The 26337-nt window shown below is 76.8% G+C and carries 29 protein-coding genes and 1 tRNA gene; 14 read left to right on the top strand and 16 right to left on the bottom strand.

Features of this window, described 5'->3' with window-relative positions:
• Nucleotides 1-108: 108 nt before the first annotated feature.
• Nucleotides 109-1125, bottom strand: a complete 1017-nt coding sequence (locus tag ACI8AC_RS19635) for a sulfite exporter TauE/SafE family protein (protein WP_456899515.1) — start codon at nt 1123-1125, stop codon at nt 109-111.
• 349 nt (nt 1126-1474) lie between these two features.
• Nucleotides 1475-2023, bottom strand: a complete 549-nt coding sequence (locus ACI8AC_RS19640) for a sigma-70 family RNA polymerase sigma factor (protein ID WP_456899516.1) — start codon at nt 2021-2023, stop codon at nt 1475-1477.
• Nucleotides 2024-2109: 86 nt separating this feature from the next.
• Here ACI8AC_RS19640 and ACI8AC_RS19645 point away from each other — a divergent pair, with 86 nt between their 5' ends.
• The 5 genes from ACI8AC_RS19645 to ACI8AC_RS19665 are packed head-to-tail and all read left to right on the top strand — an operon-like array spanning nt 2110 to nt 7036.
• A complete protein-coding gene (locus tag ACI8AC_RS19645) occupies nt 2110-2757 on the top strand; it encodes a zf-HC2 domain-containing protein (protein ID WP_456899517.1) in 648 nt (215 codons plus the stop codon).
• The gene (locus ACI8AC_RS19650; RefSeq protein ID WP_456899518.1) at nt 2754-4541 is read left to right on the top strand and encodes a copper resistance CopC/CopD family protein; all 1788 of its coding nucleotides are present in this window, start codon (nt 2754-2756) and stop codon (nt 4539-4541) included. Before ACI8AC_RS19645 ends, ACI8AC_RS19650 begins: the two co-directional genes overlap by 4 nt.
• A 28-nt stretch (nt 4542-4569) precedes the next feature.
• Entirely contained in the window at nt 4570-5313 is a 744-nt protein-coding gene (locus ACI8AC_RS19655; protein WP_456899519.1) for a YcnI family protein, read from the top strand.
• Nucleotides 5310-5969, top strand: a complete 660-nt coding sequence (locus ACI8AC_RS19660; RefSeq protein ID WP_456899520.1) for an SCO family protein — start codon at nt 5310-5312, stop codon at nt 5967-5969. The genes ACI8AC_RS19655 and ACI8AC_RS19660 overlap by 4 nt, the downstream gene beginning before the upstream one ends.
• Nucleotides 5966-7036: a hypothetical protein gene (locus ACI8AC_RS19665; RefSeq protein ID WP_456899521.1), complete on the top strand. Its 1071-nt coding sequence runs from the start codon at nt 5966-5968 to the stop codon at nt 7034-7036. Before ACI8AC_RS19660 ends, ACI8AC_RS19665 begins: the two co-directional genes overlap by 4 nt.
• 36 nt (nt 7037-7072) lie before the next feature.
• On the opposite strand, the gene ACI8AC_RS19670 is transcribed toward ACI8AC_RS19665, so the two are convergent.
• Both ACI8AC_RS19670 and ACI8AC_RS19675 read right to left on the bottom strand, forming a co-directional pair.
• A complete protein-coding gene (locus ACI8AC_RS19670) occupies nt 7073-7903 on the bottom strand; it encodes a phosphocholine cytidylyltransferase family protein (protein WP_456899522.1) in 831 nt (276 codons plus the stop codon).
• Complete coding sequence (locus ACI8AC_RS19675) at nt 7900-9051, bottom strand: CDP-glycerol glycerophosphotransferase family protein (RefSeq protein ID WP_456899523.1); 1152 nt, start codon at nt 9049-9051, stop codon at nt 7900-7902. The genes ACI8AC_RS19670 and ACI8AC_RS19675 overlap by 4 nt, the downstream gene beginning before the upstream one ends.
• A gap of 332 nt (nt 9052-9383) precedes the next feature.
• On the opposite strand from ACI8AC_RS19675, the gene ACI8AC_RS19680 reads away from it, so the two are divergent.
• From ACI8AC_RS19680 to ACI8AC_RS19700, 5 genes are all read left to right on the top strand, one after another.
• Nucleotides 9384-10106 carry a M23 family metallopeptidase gene (locus tag ACI8AC_RS19680; protein ID WP_456899524.1) on the top strand — a complete coding sequence of 241 codons (723 nt, stop codon included), beginning with the start codon at nt 9384-9386 and terminating at the stop codon, nt 10104-10106.
• Nucleotides 10107-10162: 56 nt separating this feature from the next.
• Nucleotides 10163-10576 carry a helix-turn-helix domain-containing protein gene (locus ACI8AC_RS19685; protein ID WP_456899525.1) on the top strand — a complete coding sequence of 138 codons (414 nt, stop codon included), beginning with the start codon at nt 10163-10165 and terminating at the stop codon, nt 10574-10576.
• A 20-nt stretch (nt 10577-10596) separates the two neighbouring features.
• Nucleotides 10597-11010, top strand: coding sequence for a VOC family protein (locus ACI8AC_RS19690; RefSeq protein ID WP_456899526.1), 414 nt, complete (start codon nt 10597-10599; stop codon nt 11008-11010).
• Between the two features lie 87 nt (nt 11011-11097).
• Nucleotides 11098-11170 (top strand) — tRNA-Ala (locus tag ACI8AC_RS19695).
• A gap of 229 nt (nt 11171-11399) precedes the next feature.
• Nucleotides 11400-13133, top strand: coding sequence for a DUF222 domain-containing protein (locus ACI8AC_RS19700; RefSeq protein ID WP_456899527.1), 1734 nt, complete (start codon nt 11400-11402; stop codon nt 13131-13133).
• A gap of 252 nt (nt 13134-13385) precedes the next feature.
• Here the strand turns inward: ACI8AC_RS19700 and ACI8AC_RS19705 are convergent, their stop codons facing one another.
• Complete coding sequence (locus ACI8AC_RS19705) at nt 13386-14378, bottom strand: alpha/beta fold hydrolase (RefSeq protein WP_456899528.1); 993 nt, start codon at nt 14376-14378, stop codon at nt 13386-13388.
• A 277-nt stretch (nt 14379-14655) separates the two neighbouring features.
• Here ACI8AC_RS19705 and ACI8AC_RS19710 point away from each other — a divergent pair, with 277 nt between their 5' ends.
• Nucleotides 14656-15219 carry a methyltransferase domain-containing protein gene (locus ACI8AC_RS19710; protein WP_456899529.1) on the top strand — a complete coding sequence of 188 codons (564 nt, stop codon included), beginning with the start codon at nt 14656-14658 and terminating at the stop codon, nt 15217-15219.
• Between the two features lie 245 nt (nt 15220-15464).
• Here ACI8AC_RS19710 and ACI8AC_RS19715 read toward each other — a convergent pair whose 3' ends face one another.
• Complete coding sequence (locus ACI8AC_RS19715; RefSeq protein WP_456899530.1) at nt 15465-15605, bottom strand: hypothetical protein; 141 nt, start codon at nt 15603-15605, stop codon at nt 15465-15467.
• Between the two features lie 109 nt (nt 15606-15714).
• Complete coding sequence (locus ACI8AC_RS19720; protein WP_456899531.1) at nt 15715-16005, bottom strand: hypothetical protein; 291 nt, start codon at nt 16003-16005, stop codon at nt 15715-15717.
• 326 nt (nt 16006-16331) lie between these two features.
• Here ACI8AC_RS19720 and ACI8AC_RS19725 point away from each other — a divergent pair, with 326 nt between their 5' ends.
• Nucleotides 16332-17033 carry a response regulator gene (locus tag ACI8AC_RS19725; protein WP_456899532.1) on the top strand — a complete coding sequence of 234 codons (702 nt, stop codon included), beginning with the start codon at nt 16332-16334 and terminating at the stop codon, nt 17031-17033.
• On the opposite strand, the gene ACI8AC_RS19730 is transcribed toward ACI8AC_RS19725, so the two are convergent.
• From ACI8AC_RS19730 to ACI8AC_RS19750, 5 genes are all read right to left on the bottom strand, one after another.
• On the bottom strand, nt 17015-17707 hold the full coding sequence (locus ACI8AC_RS19730) for a hypothetical protein (protein WP_456899533.1): 693 nt from the start codon (nt 17705-17707) through the stop codon (nt 17015-17017). The genes ACI8AC_RS19725 and ACI8AC_RS19730 overlap by 19 nt on opposite strands.
• Before the next feature lie 107 nt (nt 17708-17814).
• Nucleotides 17815-19113 (bottom strand): ATP-binding protein, encoded by a 1299-nt coding sequence (locus ACI8AC_RS19735; RefSeq protein WP_456899534.1) that lies wholly within the window; start codon nt 19111-19113, stop codon nt 17815-17817.
• 139 nt (nt 19114-19252) lie between these two features.
• Complete coding sequence (locus ACI8AC_RS19740; RefSeq protein ID WP_456899535.1) at nt 19253-19954, bottom strand: DUF3618 domain-containing protein; 702 nt, start codon at nt 19952-19954, stop codon at nt 19253-19255.
• Nucleotides 19955-19985: 31 nt separating this feature from the next.
• Complete coding sequence (locus tag ACI8AC_RS19745; protein WP_456899536.1) at nt 19986-20513, bottom strand: phage holin family protein; 528 nt, start codon at nt 20511-20513, stop codon at nt 19986-19988.
• Between the two features lie 7 nt (nt 20514-20520).
• The gene (locus ACI8AC_RS19750) at nt 20521-21348 is read right to left on the bottom strand and encodes a hypothetical protein (RefSeq protein WP_456899537.1); all 828 of its coding nucleotides are present in this window, start codon (nt 21346-21348) and stop codon (nt 20521-20523) included.
• A gap of 371 nt (nt 21349-21719) precedes the next feature.
• On the opposite strand from ACI8AC_RS19750, the gene ACI8AC_RS19755 reads away from it, so the two are divergent.
• Complete coding sequence (locus ACI8AC_RS19755; protein WP_456899538.1) at nt 21720-22565, top strand: siderophore-interacting protein; 846 nt, start codon at nt 21720-21722, stop codon at nt 22563-22565.
• A gap of 15 nt (nt 22566-22580) precedes the next feature.
• Here the strand turns inward: ACI8AC_RS19755 and ACI8AC_RS19760 are convergent, their stop codons facing one another.
• Genes ACI8AC_RS19760 through ACI8AC_RS19775 form a run of 4 tightly spaced genes read right to left on the bottom strand, consistent with a single transcriptional unit; the run spans nt 22581 to nt 25759 of the window.
• The gene (locus ACI8AC_RS19760; protein ID WP_456899539.1) at nt 22581-23360 is read right to left on the bottom strand and encodes an enoyl-CoA hydratase/isomerase family protein; all 780 of its coding nucleotides are present in this window, start codon (nt 23358-23360) and stop codon (nt 22581-22583) included.
• A 2-nt stretch (nt 23361-23362) separates the two neighbouring features.
• Nucleotides 23363-24274, bottom strand: coding sequence for a KPN_02809 family neutral zinc metallopeptidase (ypfJ, locus tag ACI8AC_RS19765; RefSeq protein ID WP_456899540.1), 912 nt, complete (start codon nt 24272-24274; stop codon nt 23363-23365).
• Nucleotides 24271-24903, bottom strand: coding sequence for an SIMPL domain-containing protein (locus ACI8AC_RS19770; RefSeq protein ID WP_456899541.1), 633 nt, complete (start codon nt 24901-24903; stop codon nt 24271-24273). The genes ypfJ and ACI8AC_RS19770 overlap by 4 nt, the downstream gene beginning before the upstream one ends.
• A 7-nt stretch (nt 24904-24910) precedes the next feature.
• A complete protein-coding gene (locus ACI8AC_RS19775) occupies nt 24911-25759 on the bottom strand; it encodes a formate/nitrite transporter family protein (protein ID WP_456899542.1) in 849 nt (282 codons plus the stop codon).
• Between the two features lie 103 nt (nt 25760-25862).
• On the opposite strand from ACI8AC_RS19775, the gene ACI8AC_RS19780 reads away from it, so the two are divergent.
• Nucleotides 25863-26306: a nitroreductase family deazaflavin-dependent oxidoreductase gene (locus ACI8AC_RS19780; RefSeq protein ID WP_456899543.1), complete on the top strand. Its 444-nt coding sequence runs from the start codon at nt 25863-25865 to the stop codon at nt 26304-26306.
• The last annotated feature ends 31 nt before the right edge of the window (nt 26307-26337 follow it).

Genomic DNA, 26337 nt, shown 5'->3' on the forward strand with positions numbered 1-26337 from the left:
CGCCCCCCGCCCCGCCCGCGCCGCGGGGGCGCCGCGCGCCCCCCGCCCCCCCCCCCCCGGGGGCCCCCCCCCGCCCCGGCAACGGTGAGCCAGGACGCGGTCGGGACTTCAGTCGCGGGGGGCGCTGGGCCGGCCCGAGGACACCCGGCCGAGGTCGGCGGCGTCGGCCGCGTCGGCCGGCAGGTCGATCTCGTCGTGCACCCGGGCCTCGTCGTGCACCCGGGCGCCGTCGGCGGCCAGTGCGTCGGCCGACTCCAGCGCACGGTCCTTGCGGTACTCGCCGAAGGAGTGCACCACCGCGGCGACCCAGACCAGCACGAGCAGCGCGTAGACGGGGTAGCGCACCGCGTCCGCGGCGTCCACCCACTCGCTGCGCAGCAGGGTGCGGGTGTTGGTCAGCACGATGACGCCGCCGACCAGCGAGCCCAGCATCCGCGGCGGCACGTGCCGCACCAGCCAGGCGGCGATCGGCGCGGCGACCAGCCCACCGCCGAGCAGGCCGAGCACCCACAGGACGTCGATCCCCTGCGAGCCGAGCGCGACCAGGAAGCCCAGGCTGGCCGCGAGGGCCACCAGGAACTCCGAGGTGTCGATCGAGCCGATGACCTTGCGGGGCTCCATCCGGCCGCTGGCCAGCAGCGCCGGCGTGCCGACGGGCCCCCAGCCGCCCCCGCCGGTCGCGTCGACGAACCCGGCGACCAGCCCCAGCGGGCCGAGGAAGCGCTTGCGGACCGGCTTGCCGAGGTGCCGGCGGTCCACCCCGCGCAGGGTGAAGCGGATCAGCAGGTAGACCCCGAGCGAGAGCAGGATCAGCGACATGACCGGGGCGGCGACCGCGGTGGAGAGGTTCGACAGCACCGTCGCGCCGAGGAACGCACCGGCCGCACCGGGGACGCCGACCTTGGCGACCACTCGCCAGTCGACGTTGCCGAACTTCCAGTGCGACAGCCCGGAGGCGAGGGTCGTGCCGATCTCGGCGAGGTGGATGGTGGCCGACGCCGCGGCCGGGTTGGTGCCGATGGCCAGGAGCAGCGTGGTCGACGTGACGCCGTAGGCCATGCCCAGGCTGCCGTCCACGAGCTGCGCGCCCAGGCCCACGAGGGCGAGCAGGACGAGGGTCTTCACGGTGCGTCTCCGGATCCGGGGAGGGGCCGCGGGCGCGCGGCAGGGCGCAGCACGACGCGGGACGAGCGAGAGGGGGCGCGCGGCGCGCGCGAGGTCAGCGGCCCGGACAGCGGGCGGTGCAGACGCGCAGCAGGTCGACGTGGATCCGCCCCACCAGGAGCACCGTCGTCGCCGCCACGGCGGAATGTCTACCAGATCGATCGGGATATGCGCCTCGGGGCGTCCCGCACAGCGGGACGCCCCTCGAGCGGGGTGGCCGACGTCACGGCGGCCGGGGGTGGGGCCGGTGAGCGCGGGAGCCCGGTGATCAGCGCGGAGGAGCGCAGGGCGCCGCCGTCCACCGGCCGGTTCACGCCCTGGCCGACCCGACCTCCTCCTCGCCGAGGGCCGCGACCAGGTCGGCGCGGGCGCGCGCCACCCGGGAGCGGATCGTGCCGACCGGGCACCCGGCCACCTCGGCGGCCTCGGCGTAGGGCAGGCCCAGCAGCTGGGTGAGGACGAAGGCCTCCCGGCGGTCGGGGGCGAGCCGGGCGAGCAGGTCGCCGACCGCCGCCCCCTCGGCCACCCCGTCGCCGGCCCCGGCGGGGCCGAGGGCCTCGAGGTCGGCGTCGTCGCGGACCAGGGTCAGCCGCCGCCGGCGGCGCGCGCGGATGGCGTCGGCGCACACGCGCCGGGCGATCGAGAGCAGCCAGGTGCGCAGCGAGGACCGGCCCTCGAAGCGGTGCAGCGCGGCGAAGGCCCGGGCGTAGGTCTCCTGGGTCAGGTCGTCGGCGGACTGGCGGTCCCCCAGCGCCGCGCACAGCCGCCACACGTCGGACTGGGTGGCGCGCACCAGTGCCGCCGCCGCGAGCGGGTCCCCGCCGGCGGCGTCGGCGGCCAGCCGCCCCAGCTCGTCCACGTGCCGCATCCTCCCCGGGGCGGGGCGCGCGCCGACGTCCCGAAGAAGAGGGGAACCAGCCGGGCGCCCCCGACGACTACTCCGGTATGCAGTGTCCCGCATGCCGCGAGGCCGTCTCCGCACGGCTCGACGGCGAGCCGCCCGGGGTCGACCCCGCCGAGCTCGACCGCCACCTGGCCGGCTGCGCCGCGTGCGCCGGGTGGGCCGAGCGGGCCGAGCTGGTCACCCGGCGGGCGCGGCTGGCCCCGGCGCCACCGGTGCCCGACCTCACCCGGGAGGTGCTCATCGCGCTGCCGCGGACGATGCCCGGTGCCCGGGTGGCCGCCCGGTCCCGGCTGGTCACCTCGGCGCTCCGCCTGGCGCTGCTGGCGGTGGGGGTGGCGCAGGCCGCCTGGGCGTGGCCGGCGCTGACCAGCGGGGCGGGGGCGATGAGCGCCCCGGTGCACGTGGCCCACGAGACCGGGGCCTGGAACCTCGGCGTGGCCGCCGCCCTGCTCGCCGTCGCGGCCGCACCCCGCCTGGCGCCGGGCACCCTGCCCTTCCTCGGCACCTTCACCGCCCTCCTCGCCGTCCTGACCGTCGCCGACCTGCGGGCCGGCCACGTGCACGCCGACCGCGCCGTCACCCACCTGCTGCTGCTGGCCGGGCTGTCCCTGGTGGCGACCCTCGCCTGGCGCCGGCGCCGCCGCTCGCGGGCCCTCCCCGCGCTGGCCCGGGAGCGGGTGACCGCGTGACGGTCCGCACCACCCTCGCCCGGCCGGCGCTGCTGCTGGTCCTCCTCGCGGGCTGGCTGCTCGCCGGCGTCGCCGCCGCCGGGCCGGCCGCGGCGCACGCCGAGCTGGTCGCCACCGACCCGGGGGAGGGCGCCCGCCTGGAGGCCGCCCCCGAGCACGTCACCCTCACCTTCACCGAGGGCGTGGGTCTCGGTGCCGGCTACGCGCGGGTGCTCGACTCCTCCGGCGACCGCGTGGACACCGGCACCGCCACCGTGGAGGGCGACACGGTCGTCATCCCCCTGCGCAGCGACCTGGGGGACGGCGGCTACCTGGTCACCTACCGGGTGGTGTCGGCCGACTCCCACCCGGTGTCCGGGGCGTGGTCGTTCGCGGTGGGCGACGGCGAGCTCGTCCCGGCCGACGCCGCGGCGGCCGGCGGGGGCACCGATCCGGTCGTGGCGGTGGCCCTGCCCGTGACCCGCTGGCTCGGCTTCGCCGGGCTCGCCCTCGGCCTCGGGATCCCCGTGCTGCTGCTGGCCGGGTGGCCGGCCGGCTGGGCGTCGCCGCGGCTGCGGGCCCTGGCCACCGCCGGGCTGGCGGGGACCGCGGGCGCGGCGCTGCTCACCCTCCTGCTGCAGGGGCCGTACGCGGCCGGCAGCGGCCCGGCCTCCGCCCTCGACCCGGCCCTGCTCGGGGCGACCCTCGGCTCGGCGACCGGGATCGCGCTCGCGGCCCGCGCGGTGCTGGCGCTGGCGCTGCTGCTGGCCCTGCGCCCGGCCTGGGGGGCCGGCGCCCCGCCGGCCCGCCCGCGCGTCGTCGCCGCGGGCGGGCTCGCCGGCGCGCTGGTCCTGGCCACCGCCGCCGTCGGGCACCCGGTCGCCGGGGTCTGGCCCCTGCTCGCGGTCGCCGCCGCGGCGGTGCACGTCGCGGCCATGGCGGTGTGGCTGGGCGGGCTGGTCGCGCTGCTGGCCGAGGTCCTGCGCACCGACGCGCCGGCCGCCGACCTCGCCGCCGCGCTCCCCCCGTTCTCCCGGCTGGCGGCCGGCTCGGTGACGGCGCTGGTGGTGACCGGCGTGGTCCAGGCGGTCCGCGAGGTCGGCTCCCCGGCTGCGCTGGTGTCGACCACCTACGGCTGGCTGCTGCTGGCCAAGGGAGCGCTGGTCCTGCTGCTGCTGGCCGCCGCGGGGGTGTCCCGGGTGTGGGTCCAGCAGCACCTGGGCATCGCCCGGCCCCGCCCCGCCGGCCGCCGCCGGGTCCCCGCGCAGGCCTTGGCCGCTCCCGCGGGCGCCGACCCGGCGGTGACCTCGGCCGCGGAGGCCCGTGCCGGGCAGCTGGCCGAGGCCGCCGTCGTCGAGCGCCCGGCGCTGCGCCGGTCGGTGCTGGTGGAGCTCGGCGTCGCGGTCGTCGTGCTCGCCGTCTCCTCGGTGCTGGTCGGCACGCCGCCGGCCCGCTCCGCGGTGGCGCAGCCGGTCGACGTCACCCTGCCGGTGCAGACCTCCGCGGGCGCCGCCGGCAGCCTGCAGGTCTCGGTGGACCCCGCCGCGGTGGGGCCCAACACGCTGCACGTCTACCTCTTCGACGAGGCCGGCCGGCTGGCCCAGCCGGCCGGCATCCGGGTCACGCTCACCGAGCCCACCCAGGAGATCGGCCCGCTGGAGGTCGACCTCGCCCCGGCCGGCCCCGGCCACTACGTCGGCGACGGGATGACCGTCCCGGGCGCCGGCACCTGGACCCTCGCGGTCACCGTGCGGTTCGACGAGTTCACCGCCGGCACCGCGACCACCACGCTCCCGGTCCGCTGATCGGGGTCCCCCGATGAACAGGAGAACCGTGCCCTCGTCCCGCACCCGCCCGCTCGCCCGGCTGGGCGTCGTCCTGCTCGCGGTGCTCGCCGCGCTGCTGGCCGGCGCCGGCGCCGCCGCCGCGCACGTCACCGTGTCCTCGACCGACGCCGCTCCGGGGGGCTACGGGAAGCTGACCTTCCGGGTGCCCAACGAGAGCGACACCGCCGGCACCGTGGCGTTGCGCATCTCGATCCCCGAGGAGTCGGCCATGGCCTCGCTGCGGGTGCAGCCGGTGCCCGGCTGGACCGCCACGCTCACCACCTCCGAGCTGGCCGAGCCGCTGGAGAGCCACGGCCAGGAGATCACCTCCTACGTGTCCGTGGTGGAGTTCCGCGCCGACGACGGCGCCGGCATCCAGCCCGGCCAGTTCCAGGAGTTCGCCCTCTCCGGCGGTCCGCTGCCCGATGCGACCTCGCTCACCTTCCCGGCCGTGCAGGTCTACAGCGACGGCACCGAGGCGGCCTGGATCGAGCCCACGGTCGAGGGGCAGGCCGAGCCCGAGCGTCCGGCGCCCGTGCTGACCCTGGCCGGGAGCGCGGGCGGGCACGGCGGGGACGGCGCCGCGGGCAGCGACGGAGCGGCCGAGCCGGCCGTGCAGGAGGCCGCGTCGGCGTCGGACGCCGGTGGCACCGGGACCGCGGCCCTCGTGCTCTCCGTCGTCGCGCTGCTGCTGGGCGCCGCCGGTGCGTTCCTGGGCTGGCGCGCCGGCCGTCGTACCGTGTCCTCGTGAGCTCGCACCGCCGCAGCCGGACCGCCGCCCTGGCCCTCGTGGCCGGCCTCGCCGTGGCCGGCTGCGGCGGTGCCGCCGCCGACGAGGGGGCCGCCGCCGGGCACGACCACTCGGGTGGCCCCGCGGTCGTCGAGGGGCCCGAGGACCGCTTCGCCGGCATCGACCTGCCCGACCCCTACCAGCGGCCCTCCTTCACGCTCACCGACGGCGCGGGCCAGCCCTACGACTTCCGGGCGGCCACCGCCGGCCGGCCGACGCTGCTGTTCTTCGGCTACACCGACTGCCCCGACATCTGCCCCACCACGATGGCCGACGTCGCGGTCGCGCTGCGCGGCGTGGACCCCGCGCTGGCCGAGCAGGTGCAGGTCGTGTTCGTCACCACCGACCCGGCCACCGACACCCCCGAGGTGCTCGGCGAGTACCTGGACCGCTTCGACGCCGACCTGCCGGTGCCCTTCACCGGGCTCACCGGCGACCAGCAGGCGATCGACCAGGCGCAGCTGGCCGCGGGGGTGCCGCTGGCCGAGGACCAGGGACGGCTGCACTCCTCGCTCCTGCTGCTGTACGGCGCCGACGACCAGGCGCACGTGGCGTTCGACGCCGGCAACACCAGCCGCGACATCGCCGCCGACCTGACGCAGGTGGCGGGCGGGTGACCCGCGCGGCGGCCCGCCTGCTGGTCGTCGTCCTCGCCGCGGTGGCCGCCCTGCTCCTCGCCGGGCCGGCCACCGCGCACGTGGGCGGGGGCGCCGCGGGCAGTGACTTCGACGCGCGGGTGCTGTCGGTCGAGCCGGCCGTGCCGGGGGTGTCGGTGCGGGTGCTCTCCTTCGGCGACGAGCTCGAGGTGGTGAACGGCACCGCCGCCGAGGTCGAGGTCCCCGGCTACTCCGACGAGCCCTACCTGCGCATCGGTCCGGACGGCGTCTGGCGCAACGCGAACAGCCCGGCCACCTACATCAACCTCGACCGGTTCGGCCGCACGGCGCTGCCGGCGTCCGCCGATCCGGACGCCGCACCGGACTGGGAGCGGGTCTCCACGGAGCCCGCCTACGTCTGGCACGACCACCGCACCCACTGGATGAGCGAGGGGGTGCTGCCCCCGGCGGTCGCCGCCGACCCCACCCGGGAGCACCTGGTCTTCGAGTGGCTGGTGCCCATGAGCCACGGCGGCACGCCGCTGGCCGCGCGCGGGGAGCTCACCTGGAGCCCGCCGCCCCCGGCCTGGCTGGTGTGGCCGGCGTACGCGCTGCTCGCCACGGCGGGGCTCGCCGCCGGGCTGGCCGCCCGCACGCCCCGGCCGCTGGGCGCCCTCCTGCTCGTCGGGGGCGTCGCCGCCCTGTACCACGCGCTGGCCACACCGGAGCCGCCGGCGAGCGTCGCCTCGCACGCCGGGGCCATCGCGTCGGCGCTGCTGCCCGCGCTCACCGCCCTGGCGGTGGCCGGCCTGGGGCTGTGGGCGGCGCGCCGCGGTCGCGGGTCGCTGGTGGGCCTGCTCGCCGTCGTCCTCGGGTGGCTGCTGCTCGTGCAGGGGCTGCCGGACGTCGACGTCCTGTGGACCGCGCACGTGCTCGCCGCCGGGCCGGCGTTGCCGGCCCGTGCGGCCGTCGCCGTGCTGGTCGCCCTCGGGGCCGGCCTGGTGCTCGGTGGCCTGGCCGCCGGGCGGCGGTTCCGGGAGACCGGCCGGCGACCCGAGCCGGCCGGCGACCCGCAGCACGTGGGCTGAGCGGGCCGCCGGCGGCGGGTCGCCGCCGGCGGCGGGTCAGGCGGTGACGGTCGCGGCCGGGTCCCCGGCCAGGGCCTGCAGCCGCGCGCGGGCCGCGAGCAGCTCGTTGGCCCGCACCAGGTCGGTCTCGAAGTCGACCTCGACGGCGGGGAACCGCGAGATGTCCAGCGGCCGGAACCGCAGGCCCTCGGTGGTGATCGCGGTCTCCATGCCCCGCTCGAAGTAGTCCTGGTCGCCGCAGGCGGCCAGGTGCTCGACGAGCACCGGCTTGTCGGCGGCGGAGACGTAGTTGATGCCCACCGCCTCGCCGAGCCCGCCCAACACGCTCTTGGACAGCCCGGCGATGAAGCCCTCGGCGTCGAGCGTGTACTTGACCTCCTCGTCGGCGACGGTGGAGGTGTCGACGCAGACGAAGCTCTCGTCGGCGCGCAGGGCCGGCAGCGCCTGCTCGAGCACGCCGGCCTCGAAGACGACGTCGCCGTTGAACCACAGCACGCCGCCGTCCCGGGAGCTGCGCAGCCCGCGCAGCAGGCTCTGCGAGGTGTTGGTGACGGCGAAGTGCGGGTTGTAGGAGAAGCGCACGTGCGGCACCGCCCGCATCACCCGCTTGGCCTTGAACCCGACGACGACGGTCACGTCGACGCCGGGGCCCAGCACCGCGTCGAGCACGTCGAGCTGGCGCTGCAGGATGCTCCGCCCGTCGTGCAGCGGGGTCAGCGGCTTGGGCAGGGGCCGGCCCAGGCGGGTGCCCATGCCCGCGGCGAGGATCACCACCTGCACCGGTGCGTGCAGCAGGCGGGGCGCCGCGGGGCGGGCCAGATCTCGCGGAGCGCTCGTCGAGGCTCGGTCGTGGGTCCGCACGGTCATCCCCTTCCTGGTGGAGTCGTCGGCCGGGTGCCGAAGAGGAGGTCGAGCACGCGGTCGGTCGCGTGCCCGTCCTCCAGAGAGCAGAAAGTGTCGCGGAAGCGCGCGTAGGCGCCGGCCCAACGCGCGGAGTGCTCGGTCACGGTTCGGATCGCCCCGACCAGCTCCTCGCTGGTGCGCAGCAGCGGGCCCGGGGCGATCGCCTGGAGGTCGTCGTAGAACCCGCGCAGGGAGTCCCGGTACCGCTCGAGGTCGTAGGTGAACAGCAGGATCGGCTTGCCGGTCACCGCGAAGTCGAACATCGCCGAGGAGTAGTCGGTGACGAGCACGTCGGCGGCCAGGTAGAGCCCGGCGGTGTCGGTGTCGTCGGTGACGTCGACGACGGGCAAACCGGGCGGGACGGACAGCCGGCCGGAGACGATGTTGTGCAGCCGCACCAGCAGCACGTGGTCCCCGCCGAGCCGGTCGGCGAAGTCGGTGAGGTCGACGGGCAGCTCGAAGTCCGGCGCGTCCCCGGCCCGGTCGAGCACCAGGTCGTCCCGCCAGGTCGGGGCGTAGAGGACGGCGGTGACGCCGTCGGGGATGCCCAGCCGCTCCCGGACGCGCGCCCGGACGGCGTCGCGGTCGGGGGAGGAGAGGACGTCGTTGCGCGGGTAGCCGGTCTCGGCGATCTCACCGGCGAAGCCGAACGCCCCGCGCAGCCGGCCGGTCGAGACGGGGTTCGGCGACAGCAGCAGGTCCCAACGGGCGACGTCGCGGTCGGCGGCGTCCAGCCAGCCGGGCCGGGCCGGCTGCACGTCGTGGTGGATCCGCTTGAGCGGGGTGCCGTGCCAGGTCTGCAGGTAGAAGGTGCCCGGCTGCTTGTCCCACTCCATGGAGAGGCAGTCGTTGGCGACCACGACGTCGGCGGACTCCAGGGCGGCCCGGGCCCCGGGGGTGCGGTACAGGACCGGGGTGACCCCCGCGGGCACCGTGCCGACGGTCTCGGGGAGGCACAGCCACGTGTGGCGGGCGGGCACGCCGTGGGCCAGCAGCCCCTCGTGGAGGGCGCGCGGGTTGTCGCCGTAGAGACCGCGGAAGCAGGACCAGACGACGTGGAGGGGAGGCCGGCGGCGGACCCGCGCCCCGGTGGGACCCGGTGCGGTCGGCATGCGGCATCACCCCTCGGCGTCGTTCGTGCGGGCGATCCCCCTCACGCGCTGGTCGACCCGCCCCGGCCGGCGTCGTCGAGGCCGGGGTCGTCGGGTGGTGCGGGTGTCGGTGTCATGACTACACGGCGGGGACCCGGGCCGTCGACCCGGAGGACGCGGATCACAGCGGCCCGCGGCACGGGACGGGTGTGACCGGTGGGGCGGACGGGGTGCCGGGGCGGCGCGTCCCGATCGACACGCCGGACTACGGGTCACAGGTCGGTCACGCAGTGTTTGGATGACTCCCCGAACCGGGCCCGAACGGGCGTCCTCCCACGAGACGGGGCAGGTGCATGGCTGGACGGCGTCGCGCGACGACCCGGGTCCCCGGTGTGCCGCTCGCCCGCCGGGTGCCCTTCCTGCTCGCCGCGCTGGTCGCCGGCGCGCTCGTCGCCGGGGTGTCCGGGTGGACCGGGGCCCCCGAGGCGGCCGCCGGGCCGACCTCGGTCCTCGCCGCGCAGCAGGAGCTGCTCACGGGCGACGACGAGCTGCCCCTGCTGCCGCAGGCGGCCATCACGGTGGCGGAGGCGCAGGCGCGGCTGGCCGAGGTCGCCGCCTCCCGGGCGGCCCGAGCGGAGGCCGAGGCGGCGGCCGCGGAGGCCGCCCGCGAGGCCGCCCGGCCCAAGGCCGTGCTCCCCGTCGACGGGGCCCGGTTGACCAGCGGCTTCGGAGCCCGGTGGGGGACGTTCCACCACGGCATCGACCTCGCCGCCCCGATGCGGACGCCCGAGTACGCGGCGGTCGACGGGGTCGTGCTGCGGGCCGGGGCGGCCAGCGGGTTCGGCCTGGCCGTCTACCTGCTCCACGACAACGGCGACGTCACCGTCTACGGCCACATGGACGAGATCCTCGTCGAGCCGGGGCAGTACGTGCAGGCGGGGGAGACGATCGCCCTGCTGGGCAACCGCGGGCAGTCCACCGGGCCGCACCTGCACTTCGAGGTGCACGAGGGCGGCATCGGCGGCGAGCGGGTCGACCCGATCCCGTGGCTGGCGGCGCGCGGCGTCGAGGTGTGAGCCCGCCGCGGCCGGTCCCCGCCCCGGGGGCGTGCCCGCCGTGGTGGGATGCCGCCGTGGGGCCGGCCACCGAGGACGCCAACCGCCGGCTGCTGCGCGCCCGGGACGCGATGGACCGCGGCTACGCCGAGCCGCTCGACGTCCCGGCCCTGGCCCGGATCGCGCTGGTCTCCGAGGCGCACTTCATCCGCTCCTTCCGGGCCGTCTTCGGCGAGACGCCGCACCGCTACCTGCAGCGGCGGCGGGTGGAGCGGGCGATGTTCCTGCTCCGGACGACCGACCGCTCGGTGACCGACATCTGCATGGACGTCGGATTCACCAGCCTGGGCACGTTCAGCCGGGTCTTCCGCGAGATCGTCGGGGAGTCGCCGTCGGCCTACCGCCGCCACGGGCCGATCGGGCCCGTCCCCTCCTGCTTCGCGCGGGCCTGGCTGCGACCGAGCAGTTTCGGAGAAGCGCCGCCGTCCTGACCGTCCCTAGCGTGCAGCCCATGATGAAGCGACTGAACATCTCCGGCATCTACGTCCTCGACCAGGACCAGGCGCTCGACTTCTACGTCGGCAAGCTCGGCCTCGAGGTCGACACGGACGTCGACCTGGGGTTCATGCGGTGGCTGACCGTGCGCGTCCCCGGAGACCCCGACCACAAGATCCTGCTCGAGCAGCCGGGGCCGCCGGCGATGAGCGAGGAGACCGCCGCGCAGGTCCGTGACCTGGTCACCAAGGGGGCGGCCGGGGGGCACCTCTTCTTCGCCGTCGACGACGCCCACGCGGCGCACGCCGAGCTCCGGGCGCGCGGGGTCGAGCTCACCGAGGAGCCGACCGAGCAGTCCTACGGGATCGACTTCGGCCTGCGCGACCCGTTCGGCAACCACGTCCGCATCGCGCAGCTCAAGGAGGGCTGACCCGCCGCCCCCCCCCGCGCCGGGGGGCGCGCACGGCCCTGTACAGTTGCTCACGGCTCGGGGGGTTCGCGCCGGGCCGACGAGCACGGGGCTGTGGCGCAGCTGGTAGCGCACCACACTGGCAGTGTGGGGGTCAGGGGTTCGAGTCCCCTCAGCTCCACCCATCGGGCCGGGACCTCCGCCAGGGGTCCCGGCCCGAACTCGTCGCGGGGTGCAGTGGCTCGGCCCGTACCCGGCCGGCGCCGTTGGCGTTCCAGCGGGAACGCCTCCTCCGGTGGAGCCGTGGCGGTCCGGAGGCCACCCCTGCCGATGTCCCCGGCCGAGGTGCCGTGCCTGCAGGCGCGCCTCCGACCTGCGGTTATGTCGGTGCCTGGGCCTACCGTTCGAACATGTCTTCGAACGGTGACGCGGCCGGAGCGCGGTCGGTGGACCAACTGGCACGGGAGATCTGCGCCGGCGCGGTGCGGCTGGCCGCCGCCGGCGCGGCATGGCTGGCGTTGGTGGCGGAGTTCGACGAGCGCGAGGGCTGGGGCGGCTTCGGTGTCCGCTCCTGCGCCCACTGGCTGTCCTGGCAGTGCGGCATCTCGCCGGGCACGGCACGGGAGCACGTCCGCGTCGCCCGCGCCCTGCGCGGGCTGCCCGTCACGGCGGCCGCGTATGCCGCCGGGCGGCTGTCCTACGCGAAGGTGCGGGCGCTCACCCGGGTCGCCGAGCCGCACACGGAGACCGCGCTGCTCGACTTCGCCCTGGCCGCAACCGCCTCCCAGACCGAGCGCGTGATCCGGCAGTGGCGACGGGCCGACCGCGACGCGGACCCGACCCCGGCTCCCGCCGAGCCGCGGTTCGACGTCGACTGGGCGGAGGGCGGCAGCCTGCACCTGCGGGTCCGGCTCCCGGCGGAGGAGGGTGCCCACCTGCTGGCCGCCGTCGACTCGCTCGCCGAGCGCACCGCCCGCCGCGAGCGGGCGGCAGGGAAGAAGGCCGCGGAGGCCACGGTGCCGGACGCCGCCGCGATCCACCCGGGGAGGGCCCCGGGTGCGGACGTCTGCGTCGCTGACCGTCGAGAACACCGATCGGTGACCACCGCTCGCCGCTGTGCGGCCCTCGTGTCGCTGGCCGAGGTCGCAGCCGGCACCGGTCGTCGCGCCGGAGACCCGCCGCGCCGTGAGGTGGTCGTCCACGTCGACGCGGCGGTGCTCGCCGACGACGCGGCGGCCGGCCGCGCACACCTCGAGGGCGGGCCGGCCCTCTCGCCGGCCCGGGTGCGCCGCATGCCCTGCCAGGCCACCGTCGTCGGCATGGTGCACGCCGGCCCGGAGGTGCTCGCCTGCGGTCGGCGTCGCCGGCTGGCCACCCGAGGCCAGCGCCGGGCGCTGCTGCGCCGCGACGGCGGGTGCGCCCGCCCGGGATGCGACGAGACCCGCATCGAGCGGTTGCACGCCCACCACCTGCGGCACTGGATCTTCGGCGGGCGTACCGACCTGCCCAACCTGGTGCTGCTGTGCGATGCCGACCACGGTCTGGCCCACGACCTGGACCTGACCATGACCCGCCGCGACGGCCGGCTGGTCGTCACCACCCCCGACGGCCGCCGCGTCTGGGGTCCTGCCGACGCCGTGTTCGCCGCGGCCGGCCGCACGGATCCCGCCGTCCAGTACCCCGCCGAGCAGGTTGCCGGGCCCGACCCTGACGAGGTCTTCACGGGTGTCCACCCCGTCGACCGGCGGACCGGTCGCCGTCCTGGGGGTCCCGTCGTCGCGGAGCCGGCGAGGTCGCCCGGCCGCTCCCGCGCGGCAGCACGGCCCGCCGCGTCCGCCGTGCGGCCGCCCGTCGCCCGGCGGGACAGGGGCAGCGCTCGACCGGCCACTCCCGTCCCGGCCCGTGGGCCCGGTCGCCGCACCCGTGCCGGCCGCGTCCGGCGCGCGGCCGCCCCGGTGCCCGTACCGGGCACGGTGGCGGAGGCCCTGGGGTCGCCGACAGCGGACCTCCCGGCCGGGTTCGCGCCCACCGGCGAGCGCATGAACCTCGCCTACGTCGTGGGTGTCCTCATGGGGCACCGCGAGCACCTCGCCCGGCTCGCCGCCGACGGGGGCGCGACCGACCGGGAGGCCCAGGTGCCATGAGACCCGGGCCCGGCGTTCCCGCAGGAACGCGGCGGCGCGTCGACCACGGCCGCGACCCCGGCACCGGCCGGGAGAGCGCATCCTGGGGTCGGTCGTGGGCACGGGGTCCTGGGCCTGTGCCCACGGGCTGCCGATGCGCCGGCGACCGCGGAGGCGACGAACGTGGCCGTCCACCCGGTCGTGCCGCGCCACGACGTGTGCCCGGGCCGGCTGCTCGCCCGGGCACACGTCGCGTCTCGTCGCAGGCTCGACTCAGCGGCCGTTCCCCCTAGCGCGGCTGAGGTTCTCGTGCAGGAACTGCTCGATGTCGTCCCAGGTCGGTGCCGCACCCTCGACGACGCTCTCGTGTCCACCGCGGTGGGTCGACCACGTCGTGGACGTCGCGGCGCCGATGATGTCGTCGACCGAGTGACCGGCGCCGGGCACGAGCGTGAACCGCGCTTCGTTACCTGCTGCCGTCGTCGTCTCGTAGACGAGCCGGCTCTGGTTGTAGGGCAGCAGCGGGTCGCTGAGGCCGTGCAGGACCCACACCGGGATCTCGGTGCCCTCGATGTAGCTGCTCGGGTCGGCTGCTTCGGTCTCGGCCGGGCACGCCTGGATGCTCACGAGGTCGGTCGGGAAGACCTCGCCGGGGCAGTCGATCAGTCGGCTCTCGGGAGACGTCGGGGCGTCGTGGGGATAGATGCCGGGCGCCATCGGCAGGCCGTTCTCCGCCGCGAACGTGTCCATGGAGAGGAAGTCCGTCGGCGGGAAGAACGGAACGGCGACCTGCACGGCGCTGGACGTGCCGTCCACGCCCATCTCGCCGGGCAGCTGCCGCATGTCGCTCGTGGTCGCGGCGAAGGCCGCCGACCATCCGCCCGACGAGTTGCCCATGAACCCGAAGCGATTCGGATCGATGCCGTACTCGGCGGCGTGCTCCCGCAGGTAGCGGACGGCGGCGCGGACGTCGTGGCCCTGCGCCGGGAAGCGGGCGTCGACGCTGGAGCGCACGTTGATGGTCGCGACGGCGTACCCACGGCTGGTGAACTCCTGGGCGACGTCGAGGGCGCCGTCACCGGTCTTGACGTCGTTGCTGAACCACGCGGAACCCGAGTGCCAGATGACCAACGGCAGGGCGGCCTTGCCGGGGACGTCCGGGAGGTGCAGGTCCAGCAGGTTGCCCGGGTTCGCCGGGCCGTAGGAGAGGTTGCTGATCACGGTCGGCTCGGACCCCGGCGGCGCCGCGTGGGCCGGCGTGGTCACGGCGAGGGCGAGGGTGGAGGCGGACGCGAGCCCGCAGGCGACCCTCACCATGGCCTTGTGCCGAGCATGACGTGCGGTGTGCTGCATGCGGACCGGGCTCCGTTTCGTCGGCGGCATCGTCGCCGCTGCGGCAATGGGGAGCTGTGACGCTAGACACGTGCGGACGACGGTGGAAGCGACGGCTACCACTGGATGGAACCGTTTGTCAGCGAATGGTGGCGGGCAGTGAGGCTCATCGACTCGAGCCCAGGTCCGTGCCGGGCCCTACGGTCTGGACATGAGCCGGCGCGTTGCGGGGGTGGGGAGCGGTGGACGCTCGCCCGGCCCGGCGCCGTCCGGGCGACTGGCCTGGGCCGCCGGGGTCGTCGCCGTCCGCCCGGGGGAGCGCGTCCTCGAGGTCGGGTGCGGGCACGGCGTCCTGGTGTCGCTGCTGGTCGCCGCCGGCGCGGAGGTCGTGGCTGTGGACCGCTCGGCGACCATGACCGCGGCGGCCGCCCGGCGCAACCGGGCCGCGATCGACGCCGGGGCGGTGCGGCTGCTCACCGCGCCGCTCGTGGACGCCGAGCTGCCGCCCGGTGCGGTCGACGCCGTGGTCGCCGTGGACGTGCGGGCGTTCTGGACGCCGCCGGCCCCCGAGTGGGACGTCGTGCGGCGCGTCCTCGTCCCGGGTGGGCGGGTGGTCGTGGCGTTCTCCGTCATGCGCCCGGGCGGTGACCGCAGCACCGCCGACGCCGTCGCACGGGCCGCGGCGCCGCACGGGTTCGTCGTCACCGGCGCCCACCGCGGGGCCACGGCGCCGACCCCCGCCGCCGCCGTGGTCCTGCACCGGGCCGCCGGCTGACCGTCGCGGCGGTCGTCCCGGCCGGGGTCAGCGGAGCGCGAGCACCGGGTCCAGCTCGGGCGCGACCGGGTGCGGCAGCCCGTCGCCCCGGCGGGTGGCAGGGTGCACCGGGCCGTCCCCCAGCCCGACGTGGGTGCCTCGCTGTCCCCCCGCCGCCCGTCGGCGGGCAGCAGCCGGTCGCGCAGCCGCAGCACCGTGCGCTCCACCAGCAGGGTGGCGGCGACGCCGACGCCGACCGCCGCGGCCTACTTCCGGAGCTGCTCCAGCGGCGTCCTCGAGTGGTACCCCACCGCGGGTAGCCGGCCGAGCACGAACTGCGCCGGGGCGATGTGCCGGATGTGGACGCCGTAGGAGTGACGGCCCGGAGCGGCCAGCGGAGCCGACACCGCCGGGACCCGCGCCACGACCGGCGCGCGGTGCAGCAGGAGCAGGAACGCGCCCGCGGTCAGGTAGGCGACGGTGTAGCCCCCCGGGGCACAGCCGCACCGAGCGCGATCACCGGGTCAGTAGCGGGAACGGCACCACCAGGGCCAGGCAGAAGTGCTCCTCGACCGCCAGCGACCACAGGTGCACCACCGATGTGCCCAGGTAGTTCTGCACGTGGAGGCCGTTGCGCCACAGGTCGTCCCACGGCACCGACCCGGCCAGCACCTGCGCGGCGAGGAACAGGTACAGCACCGGCCACAGCTTCAGCGCCCGGCGCACGGTGAAGCGGCACCGGTCGAACCGGCCGGTCCGGCGCCGCTCGCGCAGCACCAGCGAGCCGACCAGGAAGCGGCTGAGCAAGAGGAAGGTCGACGCCGGCCCAGCCGAACCCCCCGCCCGGCCACTGCAGCCCGTCCAGGACGGGGAACCCGCTCGGGTGCCGGCTGAAGTGCCAGCCCAGCGCCAGCAGGAGGGCGATCCCGCGGACGATGTCGAGGACGCGGCCGGCCGCCTCGGCGGCGGGGCTCCGCAGGTCAGCGACCAGCGGCGTGCGCGGTCGCACGGATCGGCCCACCTCATCCGCCCGGGGGAGGCACGCCCGGCACGGCTCCACCCCGGCAGGGGGCGTGCCGACCACGCCACCGACAGGACCGCGTCGCCCGCGGCCGGGAGGAGGCACGAGAGCCGTGACCGAGCAGTCGGTGCTCGTCGTCGAGGACACCGAGGAGATCCGCGACCTCGTCAGCACGGTGCTGCGCCGCGCCGGGCTCGCGGTGACGGCCGTGGGGACCGCCGCGGCGGCGCTGGCCGAGATCCGGCGCGCCGAGCCGGACCTCGTCGTCCTCGACCTGGGCCTTCCCGACGCCGACGGTACCGAGGTCTGCCGGCAGATCCGGGCGTCGAGCGCGTGCTACGTGCTCATGCTCACCGCGCGCGCCGAGGAGGTCGACCTGCTGGTCGGCCTGGCCGTCGGCGCCGACGGCTACATGGCCAAGCCGTTCTCGCCGCGCGAGCTGGTGGCCCGGGTGCAGGTCATGCTGCGCCGGCCGCGGGTGCCGGCGCGACCGACCGGCCCGGAGCCGGCGGGGTCGGTCCTCCGGCTGGCCGACCTCGAGGTCGACGAGGACACCCGCGAGGTGCGGGTGGACGGTGCCGTGGTCGACCTGACCCGCACCGAGTTCGACCTGCTCGCCGCGCTGGCCGCGCGGCCGGGTCGGGTGCTGCAGCGGGAGACCCTGCTGCGCGAGGTGTGGCAGACCGACTGGGCCGGCAGCGTCCGGCTGGTCGAGGCGCACATGTCCAACCTGCGCCGCAAGCTGCAGGCCGCCGGGCTGGCCGACGCCGAGATCCGCACCGTCCGCGGGGTCGGTTACCGGCTCGTGGGCTGACCGGCCACGGTCACGAGCACGTCCACCAGGTCGTCGGCGACCTCGCCGCGACGGGCGGCCCGGGCGATCGACGAGCTGAGCTCGGCCACCTCGGCGTCCCCGAGCTGGCCGCTGACCCCGGCCAGCGCGCCGGCGGCCGCGGCGAGCTCGACCGGGTCCCCGCCGTGCGCCGCGTCGGCGACGGCGCGCACGCGGGCCGGCAGCGCCCGCGCGTGGTCCTGCCGCAGGTCGGCCTCCAGCCGGCCCACCTCGCGGTCGTCGGGGGGCGGCGAGCCGGGCCCGGGCGCGGGCACCGGCAGCCGGGTGAGCAGCAGCCGCGCGACCAGCCCGGGCTCGGGCAGGTCGGGCAGGCAGGCCACGGCGCCGGCCGCCAGGAGCTCGGCGCGGTCCCCCTCGCGCGCGCCGCGCGCGACGACCACCAGGTGTGCCCGGCAACCGGCCAGGCGCAGCCGCCGCAGCAGCGCCGCGCTCTCCGACGGCTGGGCCAGCGCGCTGACCACCAGGTCCGGGCCCGTCCGGCGGGCGGCCCGCACGGCCTCCCGGACGTCCGCGGCGGCGGCCACGGCCCACCCGCCCGCGGTGAGCAGGCCGGCGGCGCGGCCGCGGTCGGCGGGGTCCTCGGCGACGACGAGGGCGGTGGGGCTGGCCGCGGGCGGCGGCCGGTGGGCGGGCATGCGTCCTCCGAGACGGTGGGGTGCGCCGTCCACCGTGCCGGGCCGGCCGCAGCAGCGCCGCCCGGCGGCCGCAAGACCGCCGCAAGACCCGGGGGTGCGGGGCCGCGTCAGCGGGGGAGGGTGAGCGTGACCGTCGTCCCGCGGCCCTCCGCGCTGGTCACCGCGAGGTCGCCCCCGTGCGCCGCCGTGATGGCCGCGGTGACCGCCAGGCCGAGGCCGATCCCGGGGGCCCCGGAGCGCCGGGCCGTCGAGGCGCGGGCGAAGCGGGTGAAGAGCAGCCGCTGCTCGTCCTCGGGGATGCCGATCCCGGTGTCGGCCACGGTGAGGCGGGCGACCGGGACCGCCCCGGGGACCTCGTCGGCGGTGACCGCACCGTCCGGGGCCCGCCACGCCCCGGCCAGCGACAGCTCCACCCGGCCGCCGCGCGGGGTGTACTTGACCGCGTTGGACAGGAGGTTGTCGCACACCTGCCCCAGCCGGACGGCGTCCCCGGAGACCACCAGCCCGCCGGGCGGCACCGCGACGGTCACGGCGACACCCGCGGCCCCGGCGCTCGGCCGGAGCGACTCCTCGGCCGCCCGGACCACCTCGGCGAGGTCCACCTCGGCCCGGTCGAGGGAGAACCTGCCGGCGTCGACCTGCGCGGTGAACAGCAGGTCGCCGACCAGGCGCTGCAGCCGCTCGGCGTTGCGGCCCACCGTCGCCAGGTACCCGCGCAGCGGCTCGGGGAGGTCGAGACCGGGCGCGTCGAGGACGAGCTCGAGGTAGCCGAGGATCGAGGTCAGCGGCGTGCGGAGCTCGTGGCTGACCAGAGCCAGGAACTGCTCCTTGAGCCGCTCGGTCTCGCGGGCGTCGGTGACGTCGGTGCCGACGAAGTTCCAGCCCGCGGGGGCGCCGTCCTCGTCGGCGCGCGGGGTGACGGCCACCGACACGGTCCGCCGCCGGCCGCCGGCGGCGACGTAGGTCCAGTCCCGGACGTCGCGACCCTCGGCGCGGGCCGCGGCGACCAGCGCCTCCAGCCCGCCGCCGGCCGCGTCCAGCTCCTCGGCCAGGTGGAAGTCGGTGACCCGCCGCCGCCGGACCACGGCGGCGCGGGGCAGGCCGAGCAACCGTTCTGCGCCGGGGTTCCAGACCCGGACCACGCCGTCGGGGTCGGTGCCGATGATCGACTGCTCGGTGACCGCGTCGACGACGCTGGTCATGGTGCGGGCGCGGGCGGCCAGCATGCGGGCCGCGGTGGCCGGGTCGTCCGCCTGGTCACCGCCGGGCTGCCGCAGCAGGGCGCGCAGCTCGGCGTTCTCGGCGCGCAACCGCTCCACCTCGGCCCGCAGCGCGGCCTCGGCCGGCTCCGCCGGCGGGTCCGTGTCCGCCGGCGCGCGCGGGGGCAGGGCGGGCGCGGGCGGCACACGGAGGACGTCGGCCGCCCGGCCGCCCGGCCGCAGCCGATCGGAGCGGACCTCACCCCGACGGGGGAGGCGGACGCACCGCGCCCCCCGCCCGGCGGTGCCGGACGGGGGGCGCGGTGCATACGGGGGTGTGCGGGGCTCAGCTGCCGGAGTTGCTCTGCACGGTCTCCCGGGACTGCTGGGCGCGGCCCTGCACGTCCTGGGCCGCGGACTGGCCCTCCTGCTTGACCGTCTCGGTGGCGTCCTGCGCGGTGGACTTGACCTCCTGGACGGCCTGCTGGGCGGCCGGCTGGAGCTCCTCGCGCATCTCCTGGGCGGCCTGCTTGGCCGGCTGCAGCAGCTCGTCCTTGTGCTCGCGGACGGCCTGCTCGGCCTGCTGGGCCAGCTGACGCTCGCGCTCGGAGGCGGGCAGCAGGCTGGAGACCAGCCACCCCACGCCGAAGGCGATGACCCCGGCGGCCAGGGGGTTGCCCTGGGTCTGCCGGACGACGGTGTCCGGGGCCTGCTGGACGGCCGAGGCCGCCGACGAGGCCGCGCCCTGGACGGAGTCGGCCGCCGACGAGGCCGCGCCCTGGACGGACTCGGCCGCCCCGTGGGCCCGGTCCTGGACGGAACCGGCCGCGTCGTGCGCCCGGTACCGCGCCGAGTCCCGGGTGTCGTGGGCGCTGCCCATGACGCGGTCGCGCATGCGGGAGAACCGGCCCTTGGCCGAGGTGACCCGTCGGTCCATGACGCGGGCCGGGTTCACCTTCTCGTTGAGCGCGTCGACGTCGTAGCTGATCTCGCGCTGGGTCTGCTCGATCTGCCGGCGGATGGCGTCCGGGTCGTTGCTCGTGGTCATGTCTGTCGCTCCAGGTCTCGGGAGGGCGGGGTCAGTGGGGCTTGAGGGCGCCGGGAACCTGCTGCAGCGTGTCCACGGTGCGTTCGGGCTTCGGGTTCACGCGCTTGAGCTCCTTCTTGCCCATCGCGTAGGCGATGCCACCGACGACGGCCCAGAGCACGGCCACGATCAGAGCGGCCAGGCCGGCGTCCATCACGTTCTCCAGGGCCCACCACAGGGCGAAGGAGAGGAACAGCAGCACCATGTAGCCGGCGAACCCGGCGGCGCCGAGCATGCCGGCGCCCTTGCCCGCCTTGCCGGCCTCGGCCTTGACCTCGGCCTTGGCCAGGGCGAGCTCCTGGCGCATCAGGGTGGAGAGGTCCTTGGCGACCTCGCCGAAGAGCTGGCCGACGCTGGTGCCCGCGACGTCGGGGCGGCCCTCGGCGGTCATCGGGGTGCCCATGTCGCCGCTGTGCGGTGCGTCCTGGTCGGCGGGCACGGTGTAGTTGCCGTGGGTGGAGGCCCCGGCCTGCGGGGACTGCTGCGTCACCGGCGTGGCGCCGGAGTAGGGAGAGCTCATCGTCGCCTCACACCCCCTGGCCCGGGCGGCGGGTGGGGTCGTCCCAGCCGGCCGGGGTGGTCGGGGGGACGGCGGTGCCGGCCGGCGGCACGGTGCCGTACGGCGGCGGCGGCACCGCGGTGCCCGCGGTGGTGCCGGCCGTCGGGGCGGTCGTGGCCGGCGTGGTGGTCTCGGCGTAGCCGGCGGTCTCGCCGTAGCCCGGGGTCGTCGAGTAGGTGGGCGCCGGCTCCACGTAGTTGGTCTGCCGGTAACCGGCGGACCGGCCGCGGCTGCTGTCGGAGTCGGAGTGCGCGGCCTTCACCCCGCTGGTGAGGCGACCTGCGACGACGCCCGCGAGCGCGGCGCCGAGCAGGAAGGTGCCGGGCTTGCGGCGGGCGAAGGACCGGACCTCGTCGAGGAGGTCGGCCGGCTCGCGGTCCTGCAGCCACCGGGCCACCTGCTCGACGCGGTCGGTGGCCTCGGTGACCAGGTCGCGGGCCGGGCCGGACGGCGCACCGTTGCCCTCGGCCATGGAGCGCAGCTGCTCGGCGATGCCGGTGAGCCCCTGCGCGGCCTTCTGCTGCTGGGACACGGCCTGCGAGCGGAGCTGGCTGCGGCCCTGGTCGACCAGCGCCTGGGCCTGCTGCTTGGTCTCGGCGGCGACCTCCTTGGCCTGGTCCGCGGCGGTCGAGGCGACCTGGCTGCCGCGCTCGCCGGCGGTCTGGCCGACGGCGCGGGCCTCGTCCTTGGCGACGTCCTTGGTCGACTGGCCCTGGGACTGCGGGGAGGTGGCGCCGGGGCCGCCCGTGCCGGCTGCGGGGGGCGGCGGGAACGGCGTGTCTACGGAGTGGGTCATCGCTCCTCCTGGGCGGTGGGTCACGAAGGTGACGATCTGGTGTCGATTGAGGCGCGTACCCACCACGCGATCACCCACACATCGGTGATCAACGGTCGTCGACCATCCGTGTGCAGGTCGGCGCGCCGGTGCCATCGGGGGAGGGCCCCGGACGGGCGCGCACGGTGCGACCGTGTGGTGGGGAGCGGCCGGGCGCCGATGGCGGCCGCTCGGTCCGGGTGCGAGGCCGGCTGCCGCGCACCGCGATCGGGATACCCCCGGTCGCGCCTCGGCGAAACAGGCCCGTCCGCGGGTGCGCCGGTGGGCGAACCCGTCGGCCCCACCGGGCCGGGTAAGGTGAGGCTTCCCTGATCCGAGGCGAGGAGTCCCCGATGCCCGAACCCGCCCGGCGCCGTCCGCGGACCCCGCGGCTGGCCACCGTCCGCCAGGTCTCGCGGGTCACCCCGCACGTGGTGCGCCTGGTCCTCGGGGGGGAGGGGCTGGCCGGTTTCGCCCCGGAGCACGCCGACTCCTACGTCAAGCTGGTCCTGCCGCCGACCGGCGCCGGCTACCGCGCCCCCTTCGACATGGACGACGTGCAGCGGGAGCACCCGCGCGAGCACTGGCCGGTCCTGCGCACCTACACGGTGCGCCGCTGGGACGCCGCGGCGACCGAGCTCACCCTCGACGTGGTGGTCCACGGCGACGAGGGCGTCGCCGGGCCGTGGGCGGTCGCCGCGCGCCCCGGGGACCTGGTGCAGCTGCTCGGCCCCGGTGGCGCCTACGCGCCGCTGCCCGAGGTCGACTGGCACCTCCTGGCCGGCGACGAGACCGCCCTCCCGGCGATCGCGGCGGCCGTCGAGCGGCTCCCCGCAGGGGCGGCGGCCCGCGTCTTCGTCGAGGTGGCCGACGCGACCGAGGAGCAGCCGCTGGACCTCCCGCCCCGGGTGGAGCTGGTCTGGGTGCACCGCGACGGGCGGCCGGGTGCGGCCCTGGTGGACGCCGTCCGCACCGCCGAGCTGCCCGCCGGCCGGGTGCACGCCTTCGTGCACGGCGAGGCCGGCGCGGTCCGCGAGCTGCGCCGCCACCTGCGCGCCGAGCTCGCCGTGCCGCGGGAGCTGCTCTCCGCCTCCGGCTACTGGCGGCTCGGCCGCACCGACGAGGGGTGGCGGGCCGAGAAGGCGGACTGGAACGCCGCCGTCGAGGCCGACGACCAGGAGCTCGCGGCGGCCTCCTGACCGGGTCCGGCGGCGTCAGCCGCGCCAGGGGAAGCGCGGCGGACGGCGGGCGGCGAAGGCGGCGACCCCCTCGGCCAGCTCGCCGGAGGCGATGGTCTCCCGGTACCACCGGGCCGCCTCGGCCTGCCCGTCCCGGCCGGTCGTCAGGGCTGCGACGACCTCCTTGGTCGCCCGCTGCGAGAGCGCCGAGCGCGACGCCAGCACCCCGGCCAGCCGGGTCACCTCCGCCTCGAGGCCGTCGGCCGGCACGACCCGGTCGACCAGCCCGGTGCGCAGTGCGGCGTCGGCGTCGAGCAGCTCGCCGCTGAACAGCAGCCACCGCGTGGTCGCCGGCCCCACCAGGTCGAGCAGCGCCCGCGTGGACTCGGGCGCGTAGACGACGCCCACCTTGGCCGGGGTCACCCCGAACAGCCCGGTCGGGTCGGTCAGCCGCAGGTCGCAGCAGGTGGCCAGCTCGACCCCGCCGCCGATGCAGTGCCCGCGCACCATGGCGATCGTCGGCTTCGGGAACGACCGCAGCGCGGCCTGCGCGGCCAGGTTGTCGCGGCGCAGGGCGGCCATCGGGTCCTCGGCGTCCGGACCGCCGAGCAGGTCGCCGATGTCCGCTCCGGCGCAGAAGCTCCCGCCCGCGCCGGTGACCACGAGCACGCGGACGGCCGGGTCGGCGGCCGGCCCGGCCAGCACCTCGGGCAGCGCCGCCCACATCGCCGCGCTGAAGGCGTTGCGCTTCTCCGGCCGGTCGACGGTGAGGACGGCGACGGGGCCGTCGGTGGCGAGTCGCAGGTGGTCGGTCACGGTCAGCCCAGGTCGTCGGTGGCGAAGGTGTCGCACAGCGCCGGGTCGCCGGTCTCGTAGCCGGTGAGGAACCAGCGCTGCCGCTGCTCGGAGGTGCCGTGGCTGAAGGCGTCCTGGTCGACGGTGCCGCCGCCGAGCTCGCGCTGGATGAAGTCGTCGCCGATCCGGCCGGCGGCGTCCAGCGCCCGGTCGACGTCGTCCTGGGTGATCTCGGCGATCAGCGGGGCGCCGGAGTCGTCGGGCACCGTCTCGGCGTGCCGCGCCCACGCCCCGGCGTAGCAGTCGGCCTGCAGCTCGAGCCGGACGGTGCCCGACAGCGGGCCGGTCTCGCCCGGCGTCACCCGCTGGTCGGTGCCCAGCAGGTTCTGCACGTGGTGGGCGTACTCGTGGGCGATGACGTAGGCGTCCACGAAGGCGCCGCCCTCCGCGCCGAACCGGGCCCGCAGGTCGTCGAAGAAGGTCAGGTCGATGTACACGAGCTGGTCGGCCGGGCAGTAGAACGGCCCGGACCCGCTGGTGGCCCCGCCGCAGGCGGTCTGCACGGAGCCGGAGAAGAAGACGGTCTCGGTGGGGACGTAGGCGTCGCCGAGCACGCCGGTCCAGTAGTCCTGGATCGACTCGACGTCGGCCACGACGGCGCACTCGCGCGAGGCGTTGGCGTCGGCCCCGGTGCGGCACGCCTGCGCCAGCTCGGTGTTGTCCGCGGTCTCGCCCTGGCCGAGGCCGGACAGCCCGCCGAGCGCGGCGCCCGCACCACCGCCGTCCCCGCCGCCGAGCAGCTGGAACAGCACGAGGACGACGACGCCCACCAGTCCCAGCCCGCCACCGCCGACGGCCAGCCCGCGACCGCCGGGCACCCCGCGGCGGTCGCGGACGCCGGAGGTGTCCAGGCTGGCGTCCTCGCGGTACCTCATGCTCGGAAGACCTCCGGGTCGGGGGGCGACATCGCGAAGCGCACCTCGACCGCGCCGAACACCTCCTGGGGGGCCGGCGTGAGGTCGAGCCGCGGCTCGTCGGACCCGAACCGTGCCACCGCCGCCAGGGGGACCGCGACCCGGGGGCCGCCCTGGCCGGCGTCGGCCACCTCCAGCAGGGCGGTGAGGCGGGCGCCGAACGCCGCCGCGTAGTGCCGCGCCCGGACGACGGCGTCGCGGACGGCGGCCAGCCGGGCCTGCTCGTGCACCGGGCTGTCGGGACGCAGCCGCCAGTGCGGGCCGGTGACCGCGACGTCCTCCAGCCGCCCCAGGGCCGCCGCGAGGTCGGCCACCGCACCGGGCGGGACGGTCACCCGGGTGGTGAGCGAGGCCCGGCAGCCGGGGCGCCCGGGGACGTCCTCGGGCAGGAGCGCCAGGTGCGCGGTGCGGCGGTCCTCGACGGCGTCCCCCGCCGCGTCGAGCAGGCGGGTGACCTCCCCCTGCCGGGCGGTGCAGCGCTCCAGCGCGCGCTGCCGGTCGGGTGCCCGCACCTGGACCGAGACGGTCAGGTCGGCGACCTCGGGGTCGGCGACCAGCAGCGCCTCGCCGCGGACCGCGACCTCGGGCACGGGGCGCTCAGGCGCGCTCGGCCTCCTCGGCCTGCGCGGGCTCTGCCGGCTTGTCACGGAGGAAGAGGTACCAGTAGGAGGTGCCGACGAAGATGACGGCCCCCACGAGGTTGCCGGCCCCGGCGAGCAGCCAGTTGAGCAGCGTGTCCCCCCAGCCCAGGTCGGGGACCCCGGCGAAGATCGCCGCGGGCAGGAAGAACATGTTCGCGACGACGTGGTCGAAGCCCATCGCCACGAACGCCATGATCGGGAAGAAGATGGCCAGGATCTTCCCGGACACCGTGGTCGCCGCCAGGGACATCCAGACGGCCAGGCAGACCAGCCAGTTGCACCCGACCGCGCGCAGGAACGTCTCCCACGCGGTGTGCCCGCCGGCCTTGCCCTCGGCGATGTCGGCCAGCCGCTCGTAGGTGAGGGCCCCGCTGCTGCCCGGCTCGGCCCCGGCGTCGCCGATGACCCCGGTGGAGACCGCGAGGAAGTAGGCGACGAACAGGGCGCCGACCAGGTTGCCCAGCAGCACGAGGGTCAGGTTGCGCACGATGTCGCCGAACCCGATCCGCCCGTGCATGGCGCTGAGCGGGACGAGGAGCATGTTCCCGGTCGCGAGGTCCGAGCCGGCGATCAGCACCAGGACCAGGCCCAGGGTGAACACCGCGCCGGTGAACAGCGTCGGCAGCGTGCCCCAGGTCGCGGGGTCGAGGCCGGCGGAGACGGTGATCGCCACCAGGCCGCCGAACGCGATGTAGGCCCCGGCCAGGAAGGCGCTGACGAGCACCCGGTCCCACGTCCGGTGGACCTTCTTCGCGCCGGTCTCGCTGGCGGCCTGGGCCATCTCGGCTGGTTGCCGCGCGGTCATGGGCACCTCCCTGCAGCGATCCTGGGCGAGACGCTAGCGGCCGGAACGGAGGGCGGCCTCCCGACGAGCGGCGGGCACGGCGGGGCACCCCTAGGGTCGGGTCATGCCCCTGGAAGGCGAGTACGAACCGAGCACCGAGGCCTGGGTCCGCGACCAGGTGGAGCGCTACGAGGCCACCGGGGGGCGCGAGGCGAACACCCTGCTCGACACCGGCCTCCCGGTGGTGGTCTTCAGCACCCGCGGCGCGCGCTCCGGGAAGGTGCGCAAGCAGCCGCTCATGCGGGTCGAGCACGAGGGCGCCTACGCCATGGTCGGGTCCAAGGGCGGGGCGCCCGCGGACCCCGCCTGGGTGGCCAACCTGCGCGCCCACCCCGACCAGGTGACCGTGCAGGACGGGCCGGAGCCGTGGGACGGCGTGGCCCGGGAGGTGCACGGCGAGGAGAAGCGCGCCTGGTGGGAGCGCGCCGTGGCCGCCTACCCGCCGTACGCGGAGTACCAGGAGCGGACCGACCGCGACATCCCCGTCTTCGTGGTCGAGCGCCGCTGAACCCGGATCACCGGGTGAGGTGAGGCTGGCC

The sequence above is a fragment of the Geodermatophilus sp. SYSU D00758 genome (assembly GCF_054049955.1).

What these genes read in the sequence shown, in the direction of transcription:
- ACI8AC_RS19645 (WP_456899517.1), top strand. Translation starts at nt 2,110, where the DNA reads ATGCAGTGTCCCGCATGCCGCGAGGCCGTCTCCGCACGGCTCGACGGC.
- ACI8AC_RS19670 (WP_456899522.1), bottom strand. Translation starts at nt 7,903, where the DNA reads ATGACCGTGCGGACCCACGACCGAGCCTCGACGAGCGCTCCGCGAGAT.
- ACI8AC_RS19675 (WP_456899523.1), bottom strand. Translation starts at nt 9,051, where the DNA reads ATGCCGACCGCACCGGGTCCCACCGGGGCGCGGGTCCGCCGCCGGCCT.
- ACI8AC_RS19680 (WP_456899524.1), top strand. Translation starts at nt 9,384, where the DNA reads ATGGCTGGACGGCGTCGCGCGACGACCCGGGTCCCCGGTGTGCCGCTC.
- ACI8AC_RS19690 (WP_456899526.1), top strand. Translation starts at nt 10,597, where the DNA reads ATGATGAAGCGACTGAACATCTCCGGCATCTACGTCCTCGACCAGGAC.
- ACI8AC_RS19700 (WP_456899527.1), top strand. Translation starts at nt 11,400, where the DNA reads ATGTCTTCGAACGGTGACGCGGCCGGAGCGCGGTCGGTGGACCAACTG.
- ACI8AC_RS19710 (WP_456899529.1), top strand. Translation starts at nt 14,656, where the DNA reads ATGAGCCGGCGCGTTGCGGGGGTGGGGAGCGGTGGACGCTCGCCCGGC.
- ACI8AC_RS19730 (WP_456899533.1), bottom strand. Translation starts at nt 17,707, where the DNA reads ATGCCCGCCCACCGGCCGCCGCCCGCGGCCAGCCCCACCGCCCTCGTC.
- ACI8AC_RS19740 (WP_456899535.1), bottom strand. Translation starts at nt 19,954, where the DNA reads ATGACCACGAGCAACGACCCGGACGCCATCCGCCGGCAGATCGAGCAG.
- ACI8AC_RS19745 (WP_456899536.1), bottom strand. Translation starts at nt 20,513, where the DNA reads ATGAGCTCTCCCTACTCCGGCGCCACGCCGGTGACGCAGCAGTCCCCG.
- ACI8AC_RS19750 (WP_456899537.1), bottom strand. Translation starts at nt 21,348, where the DNA reads ATGACCCACTCCGTAGACACGCCGTTCCCGCCGCCCCCCGCAGCCGGC.
- ACI8AC_RS19755 (WP_456899538.1), top strand. Translation starts at nt 21,720, where the DNA reads ATGCCCGAACCCGCCCGGCGCCGTCCGCGGACCCCGCGGCTGGCCACC.
- ypfJ (WP_456899540.1), bottom strand. Translation starts at nt 24,274, where the DNA reads ATGAGGTACCGCGAGGACGCCAGCCTGGACACCTCCGGCGTCCGCGAC.
- ACI8AC_RS19775 (WP_456899542.1), bottom strand. Translation starts at nt 25,759, where the DNA reads ATGACCGCGCGGCAACCAGCCGAGATGGCCCAGGCCGCCAGCGAGACC.
- ACI8AC_RS19780 (WP_456899543.1), top strand. Translation starts at nt 25,863, where the DNA reads ATGCCCCTGGAAGGCGAGTACGAACCGAGCACCGAGGCCTGGGTCCGC.